This is a genomic window from Chthonobacter rhizosphaerae (assembly GCF_013839525.1).
GTDB classification, from domain to species: Bacteria; Pseudomonadota; Alphaproteobacteria; order Rhizobiales; family Pleomorphomonadaceae; genus Chthonobacter; species Chthonobacter rhizosphaerae.
In genome coordinates this window covers 1-17,230 of the sequence record NZ_JACDIS010000002.1, presented here as the reverse complement: position 1 = coordinate 17,230, position 17,230 = coordinate 1, and the positions used below count along the sequence as shown (strand labels likewise).

The 17,230-nt window shown below is 67.2% G+C and carries 29 protein-coding genes; 1 reads left to right on the top strand and 28 read right to left on the bottom strand.

Features of this window, described 5'->3' with window-relative positions; genetic code table 11:
- Positions 1-71 precede the first annotated feature (71 nt).
- Complete coding sequence (locus HND91_RS03915) at positions 72-2,087, top strand: O-linked N-acetylglucosamine transferase, SPINDLY family protein (RefSeq protein ID WP_181705242.1); 2,016 nt, start codon at positions 72-74, stop codon at positions 2,085-2,087.
- Between the two features lie 80 nt (positions 2,088-2,167).
- On the opposite strand, the gene rplQ is transcribed toward HND91_RS03915, so the two are convergent.
- From rplQ to HND91_RS03775, 28 genes are all read right to left on the bottom strand, one after another.
- Positions 2,168-2,590: a 50S ribosomal protein L17 gene (gene rplQ / locus HND91_RS03910; protein ID WP_181705241.1), complete on the bottom strand. Its 423-nt coding sequence runs from the start codon at positions 2,588-2,590 to the stop codon at positions 2,168-2,170.
- Between the two features lie 97 nt (positions 2,591-2,687).
- Positions 2,688-3,752: a DNA-directed RNA polymerase subunit alpha gene (locus HND91_RS03905; protein WP_181705240.1), complete on the bottom strand. Its 1,065-nt coding sequence runs from the start codon at positions 3,750-3,752 to the stop codon at positions 2,688-2,690.
- A 76-nt stretch (positions 3,753-3,828) separates the two neighbouring features.
- Positions 3,829-4,218 (bottom strand): 30S ribosomal protein S11, encoded by a 390-nt coding sequence (gene rpsK, locus HND91_RS03900; RefSeq protein WP_181705239.1) that lies wholly within the window; start codon positions 4,216-4,218, stop codon positions 3,829-3,831.
- A 267-nt stretch (positions 4,219-4,485) separates the two neighbouring features.
- A complete protein-coding gene (gene rpsM, locus HND91_RS03895) occupies positions 4,486-4,854 on the bottom strand; it encodes a 30S ribosomal protein S13 (protein ID WP_181705238.1) in 369 nt (122 codons plus the stop codon).
- Positions 4,855-5,099: 245 nt separating this feature from the next.
- Positions 5,100-5,693, bottom strand: coding sequence for an adenylate kinase (locus HND91_RS03890; RefSeq protein WP_181705237.1), 594 nt, complete (start codon positions 5,691-5,693; stop codon positions 5,100-5,102).
- A complete protein-coding gene (secY, locus tag HND91_RS03885) occupies positions 5,690-7,021 on the bottom strand; it encodes a preprotein translocase subunit SecY (protein WP_181705236.1) in 1,332 nt (443 codons plus the stop codon). The genes HND91_RS03890 and secY overlap by 4 nt, the downstream gene beginning before the upstream one ends.
- A gap of 305 nt (positions 7,022-7,326) precedes the next feature.
- Positions 7,327-7,803: a 50S ribosomal protein L15 gene (gene rplO / locus HND91_RS03880; protein ID WP_181705235.1), complete on the bottom strand. Its 477-nt coding sequence runs from the start codon at positions 7,801-7,803 to the stop codon at positions 7,327-7,329.
- Positions 7,804-7,830: 27 nt separating this feature from the next.
- Complete coding sequence (gene rpmD / locus HND91_RS03875) at positions 7,831-8,034, bottom strand: 50S ribosomal protein L30 (RefSeq protein ID WP_181705234.1); 204 nt, start codon at positions 8,032-8,034, stop codon at positions 7,831-7,833.
- A gap of 55 nt (positions 8,035-8,089) precedes the next feature.
- Positions 8,090-8,662, bottom strand: a complete 573-nt coding sequence (gene rpsE / locus HND91_RS03870) for a 30S ribosomal protein S5 (RefSeq protein WP_181705233.1) — start codon at positions 8,660-8,662, stop codon at positions 8,090-8,092.
- 26 nt (positions 8,663-8,688) lie between these two features.
- The gene (rplR, locus tag HND91_RS03865; protein ID WP_181705232.1) at positions 8,689-9,048 is read right to left on the bottom strand and encodes a 50S ribosomal protein L18; all 360 of its coding nucleotides are present in this window, start codon (positions 9,046-9,048) and stop codon (positions 8,689-8,691) included.
- A gap of 9 nt (positions 9,049-9,057) precedes the next feature.
- Complete coding sequence (gene rplF, locus HND91_RS03860; protein WP_181705231.1) at positions 9,058-9,594, bottom strand: 50S ribosomal protein L6; 537 nt, start codon at positions 9,592-9,594, stop codon at positions 9,058-9,060.
- A 29-nt stretch (positions 9,595-9,623) separates the two neighbouring features.
- Positions 9,624-10,019, bottom strand: a complete 396-nt coding sequence (rpsH, locus tag HND91_RS03855; RefSeq protein WP_181705230.1) for a 30S ribosomal protein S8 — start codon at positions 10,017-10,019, stop codon at positions 9,624-9,626.
- Positions 10,020-10,032: 13 nt separating this feature from the next.
- Positions 10,033-10,338 (bottom strand): 30S ribosomal protein S14, encoded by a 306-nt coding sequence (rpsN, locus tag HND91_RS03850; RefSeq protein WP_181705229.1) that lies wholly within the window; start codon positions 10,336-10,338, stop codon positions 10,033-10,035.
- An 18-nt stretch (positions 10,339-10,356) separates the two neighbouring features.
- Complete coding sequence (gene rplE / locus HND91_RS03845) at positions 10,357-10,914, bottom strand: 50S ribosomal protein L5 (protein WP_181705228.1); 558 nt, start codon at positions 10,912-10,914, stop codon at positions 10,357-10,359.
- Positions 10,907-11,224, bottom strand: a complete 318-nt coding sequence (gene rplX, locus HND91_RS03840) for a 50S ribosomal protein L24 (protein ID WP_181705227.1) — start codon at positions 11,222-11,224, stop codon at positions 10,907-10,909. The genes rplE and rplX overlap by 8 nt, the downstream gene beginning before the upstream one ends.
- 2 nt (positions 11,225-11,226) lie before the next feature.
- Positions 11,227-11,595: a 50S ribosomal protein L14 gene (gene rplN / locus HND91_RS03835; RefSeq protein ID WP_181705226.1), complete on the bottom strand. Its 369-nt coding sequence runs from the start codon at positions 11,593-11,595 to the stop codon at positions 11,227-11,229.
- Positions 11,596-11,679: 84 nt separating this feature from the next.
- Positions 11,680-11,922: a 30S ribosomal protein S17 gene (rpsQ, locus tag HND91_RS03830; RefSeq protein ID WP_181705225.1), complete on the bottom strand. Its 243-nt coding sequence runs from the start codon at positions 11,920-11,922 to the stop codon at positions 11,680-11,682.
- A gap of 11 nt (positions 11,923-11,933) precedes the next feature.
- Positions 11,934-12,134, bottom strand: coding sequence for a 50S ribosomal protein L29 (gene rpmC, locus HND91_RS03825; RefSeq protein ID WP_181705224.1), 201 nt, complete (start codon positions 12,132-12,134; stop codon positions 11,934-11,936).
- A gap of 165 nt (positions 12,135-12,299) precedes the next feature.
- Complete coding sequence (rplP, locus tag HND91_RS03820; RefSeq protein WP_181705223.1) at positions 12,300-12,713, bottom strand: 50S ribosomal protein L16; 414 nt, start codon at positions 12,711-12,713, stop codon at positions 12,300-12,302.
- A gap of 27 nt (positions 12,714-12,740) precedes the next feature.
- The gene (rpsC, locus tag HND91_RS03815; protein WP_181705222.1) at positions 12,741-13,514 is read right to left on the bottom strand and encodes a 30S ribosomal protein S3; all 774 of its coding nucleotides are present in this window, start codon (positions 13,512-13,514) and stop codon (positions 12,741-12,743) included.
- The gene (rplV, locus tag HND91_RS03810; protein ID WP_181705221.1) at positions 13,514-13,894 is read right to left on the bottom strand and encodes a 50S ribosomal protein L22; all 381 of its coding nucleotides are present in this window, start codon (positions 13,892-13,894) and stop codon (positions 13,514-13,516) included. The genes rpsC and rplV overlap by 1 nt, the downstream gene beginning before the upstream one ends.
- A 1-nt stretch (position 13,895) precedes the next feature.
- Positions 13,896-14,174: a 30S ribosomal protein S19 gene (gene rpsS, locus HND91_RS03805; protein WP_075216587.1), complete on the bottom strand. Its 279-nt coding sequence runs from the start codon at positions 14,172-14,174 to the stop codon at positions 13,896-13,898.
- Positions 14,175-14,186: 12 nt separating this feature from the next.
- Positions 14,187-15,026 (bottom strand): 50S ribosomal protein L2, encoded by an 840-nt coding sequence (gene rplB / locus HND91_RS03800; RefSeq protein WP_181705220.1) that lies wholly within the window; start codon positions 15,024-15,026, stop codon positions 14,187-14,189.
- 19 nt (positions 15,027-15,045) lie between these two features.
- Positions 15,046-15,339, bottom strand: a complete 294-nt coding sequence (locus tag HND91_RS03795) for a 50S ribosomal protein L23 (RefSeq protein ID WP_181705219.1) — start codon at positions 15,337-15,339, stop codon at positions 15,046-15,048.
- Positions 15,336-15,956, bottom strand: a complete 621-nt coding sequence (rplD, locus tag HND91_RS03790; protein ID WP_181705218.1) for a 50S ribosomal protein L4 — start codon at positions 15,954-15,956, stop codon at positions 15,336-15,338. Before rplD ends, HND91_RS03795 begins: the two co-directional genes overlap by 4 nt.
- A complete protein-coding gene (gene rplC, locus HND91_RS03785) occupies positions 15,956-16,672 on the bottom strand; it encodes a 50S ribosomal protein L3 (protein WP_181705217.1) in 717 nt (238 codons plus the stop codon). Before rplC ends, rplD begins: the two co-directional genes overlap by 1 nt.
- A 28-nt stretch (positions 16,673-16,700) precedes the next feature.
- Positions 16,701-17,009, bottom strand: a complete 309-nt coding sequence (gene rpsJ / locus HND91_RS03780; RefSeq protein ID WP_181705216.1) for a 30S ribosomal protein S10 — start codon at positions 17,007-17,009, stop codon at positions 16,701-16,703.
- Positions 17,010-17,070: 61 nt separating this feature from the next.
- On the bottom strand, positions 17,071-17,230 hold a 160-nt coding region (locus HND91_RS03775), incomplete at its 5' end, for an EF-Tu C-terminal domain-related protein (protein WP_484482106.1).

Here is a 17,230-nt window from a genome sequence, read left to right as displayed (position 1 = left end):
CCCCCGCGCATTCGCCGTCGGGCGCGCTATGCTGGACCGACGGCGAATCGCCGCGCTGACACGAGACGCTCATGACACTCGCCGACCGCCCGGCCGACTCCTGGATCGAACAGACCCTCCAGCTCATCGGACAGGGCGCCCTCGGCGATGCCGGCAGCCTCGCCCTCTCCCGGCTCGCGCAGGCCCGGACCGCCGACGGCCTCCATGCCCTCGCCCTTGTGCGCCTGGAACAGGGCGACCCACGCGCGGCGCTGACGCTTCTGAGGACGGTGGAGCTCATCGCGCCGAGTCCGCGCCTCCACCACAACATGGCCATCGCCCTCGGGCGGCTCGGCCAGACCATGGACGCGATCACCCTGGAGCAGCGGGTGATCGAGGCGGCGCCCGACTACGTGCCGTCCTACAAGGCGCTCGCGGGTCTCCTTCAGCGGGAGGGCGACCTCGCCGCGGCGGCGGACGTGATGGGCGTGCTCTGCGGCCGCGCCGTGGAGGCGCACGCGCCGGCGGTGCTCCGCGACGCGGTCGCGACCTTGCGCGAGATCGGCCACCCGCCGCGGACCTGGTCCCGCCTCGCCAACATGTTGCGGATCGGCGGCCACGAGGACGAGGCGAACGTCCTCCTCGACCTGCGGCTCGCCCAGCACCCACGCGACCTCGGCGCGCTCCTGATCCGCGCCATGGCGACGCTGCGGGTGGTGCACATGTCCGAGGCGGAGGTGCGCGACCGCCGCGCCCGCTACGCCGACGCGCTGTCGACCCTCGAAGCCGCCGTCGCCGAGGCGAGCGCGGAGGAGCTTGCGTCGGCCGCCGGCGAGGTGGGCATGGCCAAGCCCTTCTTCCTCTCCTACCAGGGCGAGGACGACACCGACCTGCAGCGCCGCTACGGACGCGTGGTGTCGGCCATGATGGCGGCCCGCTTCCCGGACCCGCTGCCGCCGCCGCCGACGGATCGGCCGCGGATCCGCGTCGGCTTCGTCACCGCCTACATGACGCTCCACTCCGTCTCCAAGCTCTTCCGCGGTTGGATCCGGGACCTGGACCGGTCGAAGTTCGAGGTGTTCGGCTACCAGCTCTCGCCCGACGCGGACCCCACCCGCGACGAGATCGCCGGCTGGTGCGAGCGGTTCGTCTCCGGCGACCACGACGGCGAGACCTGGCGGCGGATCCTCGCCGAGGACGCCCCGGACGTGCTGATCTATCCGGAGATCGGCATGCACCCCTTGGCGGTCCAGCTCGCCGCCCAGCGGCTCGCGCCCGTCCAGGCCATGGCCTGGGGCCACCCGGTGACCTCCGGCCTCGAGACGGTAGACTATTTTCTCTCCAGCGCGCTCATGGAGCCGGAGACCGGCGACCAGCACTATGTGGAGCGCCTGGTGCGCCTGCCCGGCCTGTCCATCGCCTACGCGCCCCTGCCCGTGGGGGACGCCACGATGGCCCGCGACCGCCTGGGCCTGCGGGAGGACGCGGTCGTCTACGTGTGCTGCCAGTCGCTGTTCAAATACCTGCCGCGCCACGACGAGGTGTTCCTGGCCATCGCGGTCGCCCGGCCGGATGCGCAGTTCCTGTTCATCGGCGACGGCGGCCACCCGGCCACGGCGGTGTTCCGCACCCGGCTGGAGCGGGCCTTCGGCAAGGCGGGGCTGGACTTCGCCCGACACGTGGCGATCACGCCGCCGGTCGCGCCGGACGCCTTCCCGGCGCTCCTGAAGGCCGGCGACATCTATCTCGACAGCATCGGCTGGTCCGGCGGCAACACGACCCTGGAGGCGGTGGCCTGCGACCTTCCGGTCGTGACCCTGCCGACCGTCCTGATGCGCGGCCGCCACTCGGCCGCCATCCTGACCCAGATGGGTCTCGGCGACACCATCGCGACCGGCATCGTGGACTACATCACCCGCGCCGTCCGTCTCGCCGATCCGGAGCGCCGCGCCGCCCTGGTGGAGCGCCAGCGCGCCGGCCGGCCGAAGCTCTACGGCGACATGCGCCCGGTCCAGGCCCTGGAGCGCCTCCTCGTCCGCGCCGTCGCGGAACGCCGGCCGCCTCCCCCCGTCGCCGACGCGGACGAGGAGCTCTGGGCGACCGGCTGACGCCCCTCCGCCGAAACGAAAAAGGGCGGCCGAAGCCGCCCTGATCCTTCACCGCGATCCGATGGACCCGATGACGGCGATCACGCCGCCTCGGCTTCCTCGGCCTCGGCGCGGGCCTTGTCGGCGGCGCCCTTGGCGTTCACGTCGCGGTCGACGAACTCGATCACCGCCACCGGGGCCGAGTCGCCGTAGCGGAAACCGGCCTTCAGGATGCGGGTGTAGCCGCCGGAGCGCGCCTTGTAGCGCGGGCCGAGAACCTCGAAGAGCTTCTTGGCGGCCACTTCGTTGTTCTGCAGCTCGGCGATGAGCTGGCGACGGGCGGCGAGGTCGCCCTTCTTGGCGAGGGTCACCAGCTTCTCGATGATCGGACGCAGGTCCTTCGCCTTCGGAAGCGTGGTGACGATCTGCTCGTGCTCGACGAGTGAAGCCACCATGTTGGCGAACATCGCCTTGCGGTGGCTCTGGGTCCGGCTGAACCGGCGGCCAGCAAAACCGTGACGCATGGCCTTCTCCTTCGTGTCTTCTCTATGCGCGGCATCACGCCGGGCGGGTGTTTTCAAAAGGAGCCGGCAGACCGGAACGGCCCGCCGGCGGCTCTCGTCAGTAGTTGTGGTCTTCGTAGCGCTTGGCGAGATCCTCGATGTTCTCGGGCGGCCAGTTCGGCACTTCCATGCCGAGGTGCAGGCCCATCTGCGCGAGGACTTCCTTGATCTCGTTGAGCGACTTGCGGCCGAAGTTCGGCGTGCGGAGCATTTCCGCCTCGGACTTCTGGATCAGGTCGCCGATGTAGACGATGTTGTCGTTCTTCAGGCAGTTCGCCGAACGGACCGACAGCTCCAGCTCGTCCACCTTCTTCAGGAGCGCCGGGTTGAAGGCGAGCTCCGGAACGGACTCCACCTTCGTGTCCTTCTGCGGCTCCTCGAAGTTGACGAAGATCGACAGCTGGTCCTGCAGGATGCGGGCAGCAAAGGCGACCGCGTCGTCCGGCTTGACCGCGCCGTTCGTCTCCACCGTCAGGGTCAGCTTGTCGTAGTCGAGAACCTGGCCCTCGCGGGTGTTCTCCACCTTGTAGCTGACCTTGCGGACCGGCGAATACAGGCTGTCCACCGGGATGAGGCCGATGGGGGCGTCTTCCGGACGGTTCCGGTCGGCGGCCACGTAGCCCTTGCCGGTGTCGACCGTGAACTCCATGCGGATCTCGGCGCCCTCGTCGAGGGTGCAGAGAACGAGCTCGGGGTTCAGGATCTCGATGTCGCCGACGGTCTGGATGTCACCGGCCGTCACCACGCCCGGGCCCGACTTGCGCACGACCATGCGCTTCGGACCCTGGCCCAGCATGCGGACCGCGATCTCCTTGATGTTGAGGACGATGTCGGTCACGTCCTCGCGCACGCCGGCGATCGAGGAGAACTCGTGCAGCACGCCGTCGATCTGCACCGCCGTCACCGCCGCACCCTGCAGCGAGGACAGCAGCACGCGACGCAGCGCGTTGCCGAGCGTGAGGCCGAACCCGCGCTCAAGCGGCTCGGCGACCACGGTCGCGACCCGCTTCGGGTCGCGGCTCTGGGCGACCTCGAGCTTGTTCGGCTTGATGAGCTCTTGCCAGTTCTTCTGGATGCTCACGATGGGGACCCTTTCCTTGAGAGCGGACCCGCCTCGCCCCATTCAATCGGACGAGTACGGCGCTCGAAACGGCAGGACCGGCGCCGCGGAACGGCGCCGGGGAGTGCGACCCGGATCGTCAGACGCGACGACGCTTGCGCGGGCGGCAGCCGTTGTGCGGGATCGGGGTGACGTCGCGGATGGACGTGACCAGGAAGCCGGCCGCCTGGAGCGCGCGCAGCGCGGACTCGCGGCCCGAACCCGGACCGCGGACCTCGACCTCGAGGGTCTTCACGCCGTGCTCGGTCGCCTTGCGGGCGGCGTCCTCGGCGGCCATCTGGGCGGCGTAGGGGGTCGACTTGCGCGAACCCTTGAAGCCCATGGTGCCGGAGGACGACCACGAGATCGTGTTGCCCTGCGCGTCCGTGATGGTGATCATGGTGTTGTTGAAGGTCGAATTCACGTGGGCGATGCCCGACGTGATGTTCTTGCGCTCGCGGCGACGAACGCGTGCAGCTTCCTTGGCCATTTTGGTCTTGCCTTTTGTTCTACAAGGACGATCTCGACACCGCCGTAATGCCAGCGGCTCCACCGGAGCGCACGCCAATCAGTCTCGAACCCGCGCGCCGGACATGTGATCCCGGTCGAACCGCCCGAAGCGGCCACCGGACGACGGGATGCCCCGCCGTAACGCGAACAAGGCGCCGGCCGCGACGGATCGCGGGGCGCCGTGACGCGCACGCACGACGACGCGGCGGCGCGAGGCATGCCCCGCGCGGCCGCACCGCCGTCCGAATTACTTCTTCTTGCCCGCGATGGCCTTCGCCGGGCCCTTGCGGGTCCGCGCGTTGGTGTGGGTGCGCTGGCCGCGCACCGGCAGGCCGCGACGATGACGCAGGCCGCGGTAGCTGCCGAGGTCCATCAGACGCTTGATGTTCATCGCGGTCTCGCGACGCAGATCGCCTTCCACGACGTAGTCGCGGTCGATCACTTCGCGGATCTGGAGCACTTCGGCGTCGCTGAGTTCATTGACGCGACGCTCCACCGGCACGCCCACCTTCTCCAGGATCTCGGACGCGAACTTCGGGCCGATGCCGTGGATGTACTGGAGCGCGATCAGAACGCGCTTGCCGGTGGGAATGTTGACGCCTGCAATACGGGCCACTGTGTTCTTCTCCTGTCGCCGCGGGAGGTGCCCTCGCCGCTCCCTCCATCGGATCGGACGATTGCGTCCATCAGCGGAGGTGTGTGTCTTGGCACCGACCGGGGCCCGAACCGCGGCGTTCCCGTGAGAACGCGCGACATCGCCCCGACCGTGCGCAGATCGTGGATAGGTGCGGGTAGATAAACGACCCGCCCTCACCCGTCAACCGATTCCGAACGAATGGCCCGGCGGCCAAGCGTTCCCGCTCAGGCGGAGACCGCCTCCGCGAGGATCTGGTTGATCTCCTCCGAGACCTCGTCGATCGGCGCCATGCCGTCGACAGTCCGCAGGAGACCGGACTTCAGATAGTAGGGCGACAGCGCCGCCGTGAGGCTGGCGAACTCCTGGAGGCGCTTGGCGAAGACCTCCGGGTTGTCGTCCTTGCGCACCGGTTGCCCGGCCGCCTCGGCATCCTTGGCGCGCTTGACGATCCGGTCGACGAGCTTCTCGTTGTCGACCTTGAACTCGATCACCGCGTCCAGCTTCAGGCCCTTCTCCGACAGCATCGCGTCCAGCGCCTCGGCCTGCGCGATCGTCCGGGGAAAGCCGTCGAGCACGAAGCCCTTGCGGGCGTCCGGCTCGTCGATCCGGTCGGCCACGATGCCGATCACGATCTCGTCCGAGACCAGTTGGCCGGCGTCCATGACGGCCTTCGCCCGCTTGCCGATCTCGGTGCCCGCGGCCACCGCGGCCCGGAGCATGTCTCCGGTCGACAGCTGCACGATCCCGTGCCGTTCCACAAGCCGCTGAGCCTGCGTACCCTTCCCAGCGCCCGGTGGCCCGAGCAGAATCAGCCTCATCGACGCCTCCCCCGCAACTTCGACTTCTTGATCAGCCCCTCATACTGGTGCGCAAGCAGGTGCCCCTGGATCTGCGCGACAGTATCCATCGTGACGCTGACCACGATGAGGAGAGACGTTCCTCCGAAATAGAACGGAACGCCGGTCGACGATATGAGAAATTCGGGTAACAGACAGACGACCACCAGGTAGGCCGCGCCCAGCACCGTGATCCGCGTGAGCACGTAGTCGATGTGCTGCGCGGTGCGCTCGCCCGGCCGGATGCCCGGGATGAAGCCGCCGTGCTTCTTCAGGTTCTCGGCCGTCTCGGTCGGGTTGAACACGATGGCCGTGTAGAAGAAGGCGAAGAACACGATCATGGCCGCGTAGAGCGCCATGTAGAGCGGCTGCCCGTGGCCGAGCAGCGTTGTGGTGGTCTGCAGCCAGCCCGGCTCGCCGGCGCCCGCGAAGCCGGCGAGCGTGGCCGGCACGAGCAGCAGCGACGACGCGAAGATCGGCGGGATGACGCCCGAGGTGTTCAGCTTCAGCGGCAGGTGGCTCGAATCGCCCTGGAACATCCGGTTGCCGACCTGGCGCTTCGGATACTGGATGATCAGCCGGCGCTGGGCCCGCTCCACGAACACGATGGCGGCGATCACCGCCACGGCGAGGATGATGATGCCGAGGATGACCGGCGTCGCGAGCGCGCCCTGGCGGCCGAGCTCCAGCATGCCGGCGAGCGCCGTCGGCAGGTTCGCCACGATGCCGGCGAAGATGATCAGCGACGTGCCCTGACCGATGCCGCGCGACGTGATCTGCTCGCCGAGCCACATCAGGAACATGGTGCCGCCGAGGAGCGTGATCACCGTGGAGACGAGGAAGAACGGGCCCGGGTCGATGACGATGCCGCCGGAGTTCTGCAGGCCGACGGCGATGCCGTACGCCTGGAACGTGCCGAGGACCACGGTCAGGTAGCGGGTGTACTGGTTGATCTTCTTGCGGCCGGCCTCGCCCTCCTTCTTGAGGGCCTCCAGCGACGGCACCACGCTGGTCATCAGCTGCACGATGATCGACGCCGAGATGTAGGGCATGATGCCCAGGGCGAAGATCGCCATGCGCTCCACGGCGCCGCCGGCGAACATGTTGAACAGGCCGAGGATGCCCTGGCTCTGCTGCTGGAAGGCCTGGCGCAGCGCCTCCAGGTCGATGCCGGGAATCGGGATGTAGGTGCCGAGCCGGTAGATCACCAGCGCGCCGAGGGTGAACCAGATCCGCTTCTTGAGCTCCTCCGCCTTGGCGAAGGCTCCGAAATTCAGATTGGCTGCAAGCTGTTCTGCCGCAGAAGCCATGTGTCACTCCGTCCGCAGAGGACAAGTCGTCGAAAGACACGGGATCCGGCCAGCCGCCCGCCGTGCCATGAGACAGGCCCGGACGACACACTCGCCGCATCGATTGCGACGGATCCGACGCGGCCGGCCAGGTCTGGCCCGTCCGCGGGATGCCGGCCCCGCCTCCCCTCCCCGATCGGCGGGCGGGCGGCGGGGACTGACCGACCATATGGGGCGGCCGCCTGAACGGAATAAGCCCCCGGGCGCGTCGATGGCAAGGTCCGTGCGGGACGGACCGATCGACGCTCCCGAGGGCTCGAGCGGGATCAGGCCTCGGCGGGAGCCGGGGCAGCCTGAACGGTGATCGAACCGCCGGCCTTCTCGATGGCCGCGACGGCCGGAGCCGAGGCGCCGGCGACGTCGAAGGTCAGCGCGGCGGTGACGGTGCCGCCGAGGATCCGGACGCCGTCCTTGACGCGGCGGATCACGCCGGCGGCCTTCAGGGCCTCGGCGGTGATCGGGGCGCCCTTGTCGAGCACGCCGGCGTCCACGGCCTTCTGGATGCGATCCAGGCCGACCTCGTTGAAGTCGCGGGCGAAGATGTTGTTGAAGCCGCGCTTGGGAAGGCGACGATGCAGCGGCATCTGACCGCCTTCGAAGCCCTTGATCGAAACGCCCGACCGCGAGGTCTGGCCCTTCACGCCGCGTCCGCCGGTCTTGCCCTTGCCCGAGCCGATGCCGCGACCGACGCGCATGCGGTCCTTCGTGGCGCCCGGGTTGTCCTTGAGCTCATTGAGCTTCATGTCTCAGTCCTTCCGACCGGTGGTTTCTCAGGCTTCGTCCACGACCTGGACGAGGTGCCGGACCTTCGCGATCATGCCGCGCACCGCAGGGGTATCCTGCAGCACCGCGCGACGGTGGAGCTTGTTGAGGCCGAGGCCGATCAGCGTCGCGCGCTGCTCGGACGGCCGGCGGATGGGGCTGCCCGTCTGCACGACGGTGACGGTCTTGCCCGCGGTTTCAGTGGTCGACATCTGTCAGATCCTTGGCAGAGACGGCGGGCGCCAGGGCACCCGCCTCGTCCGTCGATCAGGCCTCGGCCGCCACGGCATCCGGATCCACGTCGCGACGACGGGCCTGGAGCGCGGAAACCTTGAGACCACGGCGAGCCGCGACCGAGCGCGGGCTGTCCTCACGGGCGAGCGCGTCGAAGGTCGCGCGCACCATGTTGTACGGGTTGGACGACCCGAGCGACTTGGTCACGATGTCCTGGATGCCTAGGGCCTCGAAGACCGCGCGCATCGGACCGCCGGCGATGATGCCCGTACCGGCCGGAGCCGCCCGGAGCACCACGCGGCCCGCGCCCCACCGACCGTTGGTGTCGTGGTGCAGGGTGCGGCCCTCGCGCAGCGGCACGCGGACGAGAGCGCGCTTGGCAGCTTCCGTCGCCTTGCGGATCGCTTCCGGCACTTCGCGCGCCTTGCCGTGGCCGTAGCCCACGCGGCCCTTCTGGTCGCCCACGACGACGAGGGCGGCGAAACCGAAGCGCCGGCCGCCCTTCACCACCTTGGCGACGCGGTTGATGTGGACCAGGCGATCGACGAATTCGCTGTCGCGCTCTTCCCGATCCCGGTCCCGATTGTTACGTTCACGTTCAGCCATTTTTCTCTCTCTCGGGTCCGGGACCGTCAGAAGTCCAGGCCGCCCTCGCGGGCGGCGTCGGCCAGCGCCTTGACGCGGCCGTGGTACAGGAACTGGCCGCGGTCGAAGACGACCTTCGTCACGCCAGCGGCGAGAGCGCGCTCCGCGATGAGCTTGCCGATCGCGGCGGCGGCATCCTTGTCCGCACCGCTCTTCAGCTGCTCGCGCAGCGTCTTGTCCAGGCTGGACGCCGCGGCGAGCGTGGCGCCCGCCGTGTCGTCGATCACCTGGGCGTAGATGTGGCGTCCCGTGCGATGCACGCTGAGGCGGGGGCGACCGTAAGCCACCGCCTTGATCGACCGACGCACGCGAGCGCGGCGACGATCGTTACCAATGAGCTTAGCCATGGCCGACCCTTACTTCTTCTTGCCTTCCTTGCGGACGATCACCTCGTCCGAGTACCGCACGCCCTTGCCCTTGTAGGGCTCCGGCGGACGGAACTTGCGGATTTCGGCGGCCACCTGACCCACGCGCTGGGCGTCGATGCCGGAGATGTTGATCTCGGTCGGCTTCGGGGTGGTGATGGTGATCCCCTCGGGAATGGGATAGGTGACGTCGTGGCTGTAGCCGAGCGACAGGTTCAGGTTCTTGCCCTGAACCGCCGCCTTGTAGCCGACGCCCGTGATCTCGAGCTTGCGGTCGAAGCCGGTCGTCACCCCCTTGAAGAGGTTGGCGATCTGCGTCCGCGACATGCCCCAGCTGGCGCGAGCCGGCTTGGAGTCGTCCCTCGGATCGACCTTGATCGAGCCGTCCTCGGCCTTGGAGACCAGGACGAGATCGTTGACTGCGAACTGCAGCTGACCCTTCGGTCCCTTGACCGAGACGGTCTGCCCGTTGATGTCGGCCGTGACCCCCTTGGGGACCGGGACGGCCTTCTTTCCAATGCGAGACATTGTGAAATTCCGTTGCCAGTCTGGAGTGGTCAGAACACGCGCAGGAGAATCTCGCCGCCGACGTTCTTCTCGCGGGCCTCGTGGTCGGCCATCACACCCTGCGGGGTGGAGAGGATCGACACGCCGAGGCCGTTGGCCACGCGGGGGAGGTTCTTCACGGACGCGTAGACGCGGCGACCGGGCTTGGAGACGCGCTCCAGGGTCCGGATCACGGGCTCGCCGTCGAAGTACTTGAGTTCGATCTCGTACTCGGCGCGGCCCGCCTGCTCGACGGCGGAGTAGCCACGGATGTAGCCCTCGGCGGTCAGGACGTCGAGGACGTTGGCGCGCAGCTTGGAAGCCGGCGTCACGACCTTGGACATCTTGCGCATCTGGGCGTTGCGAATACGGGTAAGCATATCACCCAAAGGATCGGTCATGGACATGGGACCGTTCTCCTTACCAGCTCGACTTCACGAGGCCCGGGATGAGGCCCTGCGAACCCAGCTCGCGCAGGGCAATGCGGCTCATCTTGAGCTTGCGGTAGTAGGCCCGCGGACGGCCCGTGATCTCGCAGCGATTGCGGATGCGGACGGCGGCGGAGTTGCGCGGCAGTTCAGCCAGCTTGAGGGTGGCGGCGAACCGCTCCTCGATCGGCAGCTCCTGGTTGGAGACGATCTCCTTGAGGGCCTGCCGCTTGGCGGCGTACTGCTTCGTCAGCTTCTCGCGACGCTTGTTCTTCTCGATGGCGCTCTTCTTAGCCATGATGTCTGAACCCTCTCGTCACTGCCGGAACGGGAAATTGAAGGCCTTGAGAAGCGCGCGCGCCTCGTCGTCGGACTTCGCCGTCGTGCAGACGATGATATCCATGCCCCAGATCTGATCGACCTTGTCGTAGACGATCTCCGGGAAGATGATGTGCTCCTTCACGCCCATGGCGAAGTTGCCACGGCCGTCGAAGGACTTCGGGTTCAGACCACGGAAGTCACGCACGCGGGGAAGCGCGATGGTGACCAGGCGGTCGAGGAACTCGTACATGCGGGTCTTGCGCAAGGTGACCTTGGCGCCGACGTTCATGCCCTCGCGGAGCTTGAAGGTGGCGATCGAGGTCCGGGCCTTGGTGATGACCGGCTTCTGGCCGGCGATCAGGGTCAGGTCGTTGACGGCCGAATTGATCTTCTTGCTGTCCGCGACCGTCTCGCCGACGCCCATGTTGATGACGACCTTGTCGATCACCGGGACTTCGAACGGGTTCTTGTAGCCGAACTGCTCGACGAGAGCCGGACGGATCGTCTCTTCGTAGGTGCGCTTGAGACGCGGGGTGTAGCTCGCCTCAGCCATCGATCGTTTCTCCAGAACGCTTGGCGACGCGGACCTTGCGGCCGTCGTCGAGAAGCTTGAATCCCACACGGGTCGCCTTGCCGTCCTTCGGATCGGCGAGCGCGATGTTCGACAGGTGGATCGCCGCCTCCTTGGCGATGATTCCCCCTTCCGACTGCGCGGTCTGGCGGGTGTGCCGGCGAACGATGTTGATGCCGCGAACCACGGCGCGTTCCTCGGTCGGACGGACTTCGACCACTTCGCCGGTCTTGCCCTTGTCCTTGCCGGTCAGAACGACGACCTTGTCGCCCTTCTTGATCTTGGCGGCCATTGTTACAGAACCTCCGGGGCCAGCGAGATGATCTTCATGTGGTTCTTCGCGCGCAGTTCGCGCGGAACCGGTCCGAAGATACGGGTCCCGATCGGCTCCTTCTGATTGTTAATCAAAACGGCGGCGTTCCGGTCGAACCGGATCACCGAGCCGTCCGGGCGACGGATGTCCTTGGCCGTGCGGACCACGACCGCCTTCATCACGTCACCCTTCTTCACGCGACCACGAGGGATGGCTTCCTTCACGGAGACGACGATCACGTCGCCCACGGAGGCATACTTCCGCTTCGAGCCGCCGAGCACCTTGATGCACATGACACGACGGGCGCCGGAGTTGTCCGCCACGTCGAGGTTTGTTTGCATCTGAATCATGACTTGGCCGCCTTATCTTCTTCTCGTCCCCCCTGCCGTATCCGCAGCAGGAGGGGAAACCAAACCAAACGCTAAGTTCCGTCCTCAGCCGGCCTGTTCGGCCCCGACGACGATCCAGCGCTTGGTCTTGGAAATCGGACGGCTCTCCTCGATGAAGACCACGTCCCCGACCTTGTGCTGGTTCGTCTCGTCGTGCGCCTGGTACTGCTTGGAGCGGCGCACGGTCTTCTTCAGCAGCGGATGGGTGAAGCGACGCTCCACCCGGACCACCACGGTCTTGTCGGTCTTGTCGCTGACGACGGTGCCCTGCAACACGCGCTTCGGCATCTTCGTCTCCTTCAAGCGTTCTCGGCCGTGCGCTTCTGGCGCAGGACCGTATGGATACGGGCGATGTCGCGACGAACGACCCGCACCCGCGAGGTGTTCTCGAGCTGGCCCGTTGCCTTCTGGAAGCGCAGGTTGAACTGCTCTTTCTTCAGCTTCACCAGCTCGTCCTCGAGCTGGTCGGGCGTCATCACCCGGACATCGTTCGCCTTCATCGTTGTGTCGTCCTCAAGTCGAGTCTGACGCGACAGTTCGCCGGTTCAGTGAACCCGGCGCTCATATGCCGTGCCGTCGTCAATACTGCAAGCGTGATTTACCGGCGGAACGACAATCGTCCCGCCGGCGAGTCCTGTCCGCCCTGAATGGCCCTGTCGCCAGGGTTACTCGGCGATGCGCTGAACGAAGCGCGTCTTGATCGGCAGCTTGGCGGCGCCGAGACGGAGAGCCTCGCGGGCCACCTCCTCCGGAACGCCGTCGAGCTCGAACATGATGCGGCCCGGCTTGACGCGAGCCGCCCAGTATTCGGGCGAACCCTTGCCCTTACCCATGCGGACTTCGGTCGGCTTGGCCGAGACCGGCACGTCCGGGAACACGCGGATCCACACGCGGCCCTGACGCTTCATCTGACGGGTGATCGCGCGGCGGGCCGCCTCGATCTGGCGCGCGGTGACCCGCTCCGGTTCCAGAGCCTTGAGGCCGAAGGCCCCGAAGTTCAGGTCCGTGCCGCCCTTGGCGACGCCGTGAATGCGGCCCTTGAAGGCCTTGCGGAATTTGGTGCGCTTCGGCTGAAGCATGACGCCTCTCCCAAGTCCTTATCTGTTTCAGCCGGCGTCGCGATCGCGGTCGCGATCCCGACGGCCACGGCCGCCCTCGCGGTCACGATCACGCTCGCGCCGACGCTCGCCGCTCGGACGATCGCCATCGCCGCCGCCTTCCATGGCGCGGCGCTCGGAGGCCATCGGGTCGTGCTCCAGGATCTCGCCCTTGAACACCCAGACCTTGATGCCGTTGGTGCCGTAGGCGGTGTGCGCCGTGGCGGTGCCGTAGTCGATGTCCGCGCGGAGCGTGTGCAGGGGCACGCGGCCCTCGCGGTACCACTCCAGGCGGGCGATCTCAGCGCCGCCGAGACGGCCGCCCGCGTTGATGCGGATGCCCTCGGCGCCGAGGCGCATGGCCGACTGCACGGCGCGCTTCATGGCGCGACGGAAGGCCACGCGGCGCTCGAGCTGCTGGGCGATCGAGAGCGCGATCAGGTTCGCGTCCGTCTCCGGCTTGCGGACCTCGACGATGTTGAGGTGCACTTCGCTGTCGGTGAAGTCGCCGATGCGCTTGCGCAGCTTCTCGATGTCGGCGCCCTTCTTGCCGATCACCACGCCCGGACGGGCGGTGTGGATCGTCACGCGAGCCTTCTTGTGCGGACGCTCGATGACGACCTTGGAGACAGCGGCCGCCTTCAGCTCTTCCATCAGCCACTCGCGGATCTTGATGTCCTCGTGCAGCAGCTTGCCGTATTCGCCCTTGTTGGCGAACCAGCGGGAGTCCCAGGTGCGGTTGACGCCGAGCCGGAGACCGATCGGATTGACTTTGTGACCCATCAGGCGGTCTCCTCGACTTCGCGAACCACGATGGTGAGGTTCGAGAACGGCTTCTGGATGGCGCCGACGCGACCGCGGGCCCGCGGCGAGAAGCGCTTCATGACGAGCGCCTTGCCCACGTAGGCCTCCTTGACGACGAGCGCGTCGACGTCGAGGTCGTGGTTGTTCTCGGCGTTCGCGATCGCGGACTCGAGCGTCTTCCGGACGTCGACGGCGATGCGCTTGCGCGAGAAGGTGAGGTCGGCGAGCGCCGTGGAAACCTTCTTGCCGCGGATCAGGGCCGCGACCAGGTTGAGCTTCTGCGGGCTGATCCGGATGTTCCGGGTCACCGCCCTCGCCTCGTTGTCGGCGAGCGAGCGTTCGCGCTTCGGCTTGCCCATGTTACTTCCTCTTCGCCTTCTTGTCGGCGCCGTGACCGTAGTAGGTCCGGGTCGGCGCGAACTCGCCGAACTTGTGACCCACCATGTCCTCGTTGACCGAGACCGGAATGTGCTTCTGCCCGTTGTAGACGCCGAACGTGAGGCCGACGAACTGGGGCAGGATCGTGGAGCGCCGGCTCCAGATCTTGATGACTTCGTTGCGCCCGCCGCCGCGAACGGTCTCCGCCTTCTTGAGGAGGTAGCCGTCGACGAACGGACCTTTCCAAACAGAACGAGCCACGGTCGTTCCCCCTTAGCTGGTCTTCTTGCGCGCGTGACGGCTGCGCACGATGAACTTGTCGGTCGACTTGTTCGACCGGGTCTTCTTGCCCTTGGTCGGCTTGCCCCACGGCGTGACCGGATGACGGCCGCCGGAGGTCCGACCCTCGCCACCGCCGTGCGGATGGTCGATCGGGTTCATGGCGACGCCGCGGACGCTCGGACGGCGACCCAGCCAACGGCTGCGGCCGGCCTTGCCGATCGAGACGTTCGCATGATCCGGGTTCGATACCGCGCCGATGGAGGCGAAGCAGGTGCCGAGGATCTTGCGCTGCTCGCCCGAGTTCAGGCGAACGATCGCGTAGCCCTGGTCACGACCCACCAGCTGGGCGTAGGAGCCCGCCGAACGCGCGATCTGGCCGCCCTTGCCGGGCTTCAGCTCGACGTTGTGGATCAGCGTGCCGACCGGGATGGCCGACAGCGGCATGGCGTTGCCGGGCTTCACGTCGGCCGAGGCCGAGGCGATCACCTGGTCGCCCACCGCGAGGCGCTGCGGAGCCAGGATGTAGCTCAGCTCGTCGTCCGCGTACCGGACGAGCGCGATGAAGGCCGTGCGGTTCGGGTCGTACTCGAGCCGCTCGACGGTCGCCACCACGTCCAGCTTGCGCCGCTTGAAGTCCACCATGCGGTAGGACCGCTTGTGGCCGCCGCCGCGGTTGAAGGCGGTGACGCGGCCGGTGTTGTTGCGGCCGCCGCTCTTGTTCAGGCCTTCCGTCAGGGTCTTGACCGGACCGCCCTTGTAGAGCTCGCTGCGATCGACGAGGACCAGCTGGCGCTGGCCCGGGGTCGTCGGCTTGTAAGTCTTCAGTGCCATTGTCGTCCTGCCAAGTCGCTCAGAGGCCGGTCGTCACGTCGATCGAATGCCCGTCCTCGAGCGTGACGATCGCCTTCTTCACGTCCGACTGGGTGCCGAGAACGCCGCGGAAGCGCTTCACCTTGCCCTTGCGGATGAGCGTGTTCACGCTCTTGACCTTGACCGAGAACAGCTGCTCCACCGCAGCCTTGATCTCGGGCTTGGTCGCCGTCTTGGCAACGTTGAAGACCACCTTGTTGTTTTCCGCCTGGATGGTCGCCTTCTCGGTGATCACCGGGCTGCGGATGATGTCGTAGTGCTTCAGGGTGCTCATTTGAACCGCTCCTCCAGCGCCGACACCGCCGCCTTCGTCAGCACCAGCGTCTCGCGACGCAGGATGTCGTACACGTTGATGCCCTGGATCGGCAGGACGTCCACGTTCGGGATCGCGCGGGCCGCGAGGCGGAAGGCCTCCTGCGGCTCGGCGCCGTCGACGATCAGCGCGTTGGTGAGGCCGAGGCCGGCGAGCTTCTCCTTCAGCGCCTTCGTCTTGGCTTCGGCCGCCACCGCCTGGTCGAGGACCAGGATGTTGGCGCCCTTGGCCTTGGACGAGAGGGCCAGCTTCAGGCCGAGCGCGCGCACCTTCTTGGGAAGGTCGTGCTCGTGGCTGCGCACCACCGGGCCGAAGGCCTTGCCGCCGCCACGGAACTGGGGGGCCGCCTTGTTGCCGTGACGGGCGCCACCGGTGCCCTTCTGGCGGTACATCTTCTTGCCGGTCTTGTTGACCTCGGTGCGCGTCAGCGTCTTGTGGGTGCCGGCCTGGCGCTTGGCCAGCTGCCAGCGGACGACGCGCTGCAGGATGTCGGCGCGCGGCTCGAGACCGAAGATCTCGTCAGCGAGCGCGACCGTTCCGGCGGAGGCGCCGTCGAGGGTCTTGACTTCGAGTTCCATCACTCACCTGCCTCCGCGGCGGCCGCCGGCGCAGCGTCGCCCACCTTGCGGAACTTGCCCGGGGTCGGCACGCCGTCCGGAAGCTTCTTCTTGACAGCGTCGCGGACCAGGATCCAGCCGCCCTTGGCACCCGGAACCGCACCCTCGACCAGGATCAGGCCGCGCTCCACGTCGGTGCGCACGATCTTGAGGTTCTGGGTGGTCACCCGCTCGTCGCCCATGTGACCGGCCATCTTCTTGTTCTTGAAGACCTTGCCGGGATCCTGGCGCTGACCGGTCGAGCCGTGGACGCGGTGCGACAGCGAGTTGCCGTGCGTGGCGCGACCGCCGCCGAAGTTCCAGCGCTTCATGACGCCGGCGAACCCCTTGCCGATCGAGGTGCCGGTCACGTCCACGAACTGCCCCGGGACGAAGTGATCGGCGGTGATCTCAGCACCCACCTCGATCATGTTGTCCGGGGAGACGCGGAACTCGACCAGTTCCCGCTTCGGCTCGACGTTCGCCACGGCGAAATGACCGCGCATGGCCTTCGAGACGTTCTTGACCTTGACCGTACCGGCGCCAAGCTGGAGCGCGGTATAGCCGTTCTTTTCTTCCGTCCGATGGGCGACGACCTGGCAGTTCTCAAGCCTGAGAACCGTCACGGGGACGTGCTCGCCCGCGTCGTTGTAGACGCGGGTCATGCCCACCTTCTGTGCGATGACACCTGAGCGCATGGCGTTCTCTCTCAACCCGGCCCTTCGATCAGAGCTTGATCTCGACGTCCACGCCGGCCGCCAGATCGAGCTTCATCAGCGCGTCCACGGTCTGCGGGGTCGGATCGATGATGTCCAGGAGGCGCTTGTGGGTGCGCATCTCGAACTGCTCGCGGCTCTTCTTGTCGATGTGCGGCGAGCGGAGGACCGTGAACTTCTCGATCCGCGTCGGGAGCGGAACCGGTCCACGGACCTGAGCGCCGGTCCGCTTCGCCGTGTTGACGATCTCGCGGGTCGACGCATCGAGGATGCGATGGTCGAACGCCTTGAGCCGGATACGGATATTCTGGCCGTTCATTGTCTTGACTACCTTGTGAGACGAAGCACGGGCACGACCCGTGCCCCGTCCTGGCCTGACCTTACTCGATGATCGACGCGACGACGCCGGCGCCGACGGTGCGGCCGCCTTCACGGATGGCGAAGCGCAGCTTCTCTTCCATGGCGATCGGCACGATCAGCTTCACGGTCATGGCCACGTTGTCGCCCGGCATCACCATCTCGGTGCCTTCCGGCAGCGTC

Coding starts and splice junctions, on each gene's coding strand:
- HND91_RS03915 (WP_181705242.1), top strand. CDS start 72: ATGACACTCGCCGACCGCCCGGCCGACTCCTGGATCGAACAGACCCTC.
- rplQ (WP_181705241.1), bottom strand. CDS start 2,590: ATGCGTCACGGTTTTGCTGGCCGCCGGTTCAGCCGGACCCAGAGCCAC.
- HND91_RS03905 (WP_181705240.1), bottom strand. CDS start 3,752: ATGGGGCGAGGCGGGTCCGCTCTCAAGGAAAGGGTCCCCATCGTGAGC.
- rpsK (WP_181705239.1), bottom strand. CDS start 4,218: ATGGCCAAGGAAGCTGCACGCGTTCGTCGCCGCGAGCGCAAGAACATC.
- HND91_RS03890 (WP_181705237.1), bottom strand. CDS start 5,693: ATGAGGCTGATTCTGCTCGGGCCACCGGGCGCTGGGAAGGGTACGCAG.
- secY (WP_181705236.1), bottom strand. CDS start 7,021: ATGGCTTCTGCGGCAGAACAGCTTGCAGCCAATCTGAATTTCGGAGCC.
- rplO (WP_181705235.1), bottom strand. CDS start 7,803: ATGAAGCTCAATGAGCTCAAGGACAACCCGGGCGCCACGAAGGACCGC.
- rpmD (WP_181705234.1), bottom strand. CDS start 8,034: ATGTCGACCACTGAAACCGCGGGCAAGACCGTCACCGTCGTGCAGACG.
- rpsE (WP_181705233.1), bottom strand. CDS start 8,662: ATGGCTGAACGTGAACGTAACAATCGGGACCGGGATCGGGAAGAGCGC.
- rplR (WP_181705232.1), bottom strand. CDS start 9,048: ATGGCTAAGCTCATTGGTAACGATCGTCGCCGCGCTCGCGTGCGTCGG.
- rplF (WP_181705231.1), bottom strand. CDS start 9,594: ATGTCTCGCATTGGAAAGAAGGCCGTCCCGGTCCCCAAGGGGGTCACG.
- rpsH (WP_181705230.1), bottom strand. CDS start 10,019: ATGTCCATGACCGATCCTTTGGGTGATATGCTTACCCGTATTCGCAAC.
- rpsN (WP_181705229.1), bottom strand. CDS start 10,338: ATGGCTAAGAAGAGCGCCATCGAGAAGAACAAGCGTCGCGAGAAGCTG.
- rplE (WP_181705228.1), bottom strand. CDS start 10,914: ATGGCTGAGGCGAGCTACACCCCGCGTCTCAAGCGCACCTACGAAGAG.
- rplX (WP_181705227.1), bottom strand. CDS start 11,224: ATGGCCGCCAAGATCAAGAAGGGCGACAAGGTCGTCGTTCTGACCGGC.
- rplN (WP_181705226.1), bottom strand. CDS start 11,595: ATGATTCAGATGCAAACAAACCTCGACGTGGCGGACAACTCCGGCGCC.
- rpsQ (WP_181705225.1), bottom strand. CDS start 11,922: ATGCCGAAGCGCGTGTTGCAGGGCACCGTCGTCAGCGACAAGACCGAC.
- rpmC (WP_181705224.1), bottom strand. CDS start 12,134: ATGAAGGCGAACGATGTCCGGGTGATGACGCCCGACCAGCTCGAGGAC.
- rplP (WP_181705223.1), bottom strand. CDS start 12,713: ATGCTTCAGCCGAAGCGCACCAAATTCCGCAAGGCCTTCAAGGGCCGC.
- rpsC (WP_181705222.1), bottom strand. CDS start 13,514: ATGGGTCACAAAGTCAATCCGATCGGTCTCCGGCTCGGCGTCAACCGC.
- rplV (WP_181705221.1), bottom strand. CDS start 13,894: ATGGGCAAGCCGAAGCGCGAACGCTCGCTCGCCGACAACGAGGCGAGG.
- rplB (WP_181705220.1), bottom strand. CDS start 15,026: ATGGCACTGAAGACTTACAAGCCGACGACCCCGGGCCAGCGCCAGCTG.
- HND91_RS03795 (WP_181705219.1), bottom strand. CDS start 15,339: ATGAGCACCCTGAAGCACTACGACATCATCCGCAGCCCGGTGATCACC.
- rplD (WP_181705218.1), bottom strand. CDS start 15,956: ATGGAACTCGAAGTCAAGACCCTCGACGGCGCCTCCGCCGGAACGGTC.
- rplC (WP_181705217.1), bottom strand. CDS start 16,672: ATGCGCTCAGGTGTCATCGCACAGAAGGTGGGCATGACCCGCGTCTAC.
- rpsJ (WP_181705216.1), bottom strand. CDS start 17,009: ATGAACGGCCAGAATATCCGTATCCGGCTCAAGGCGTTCGACCATCGC.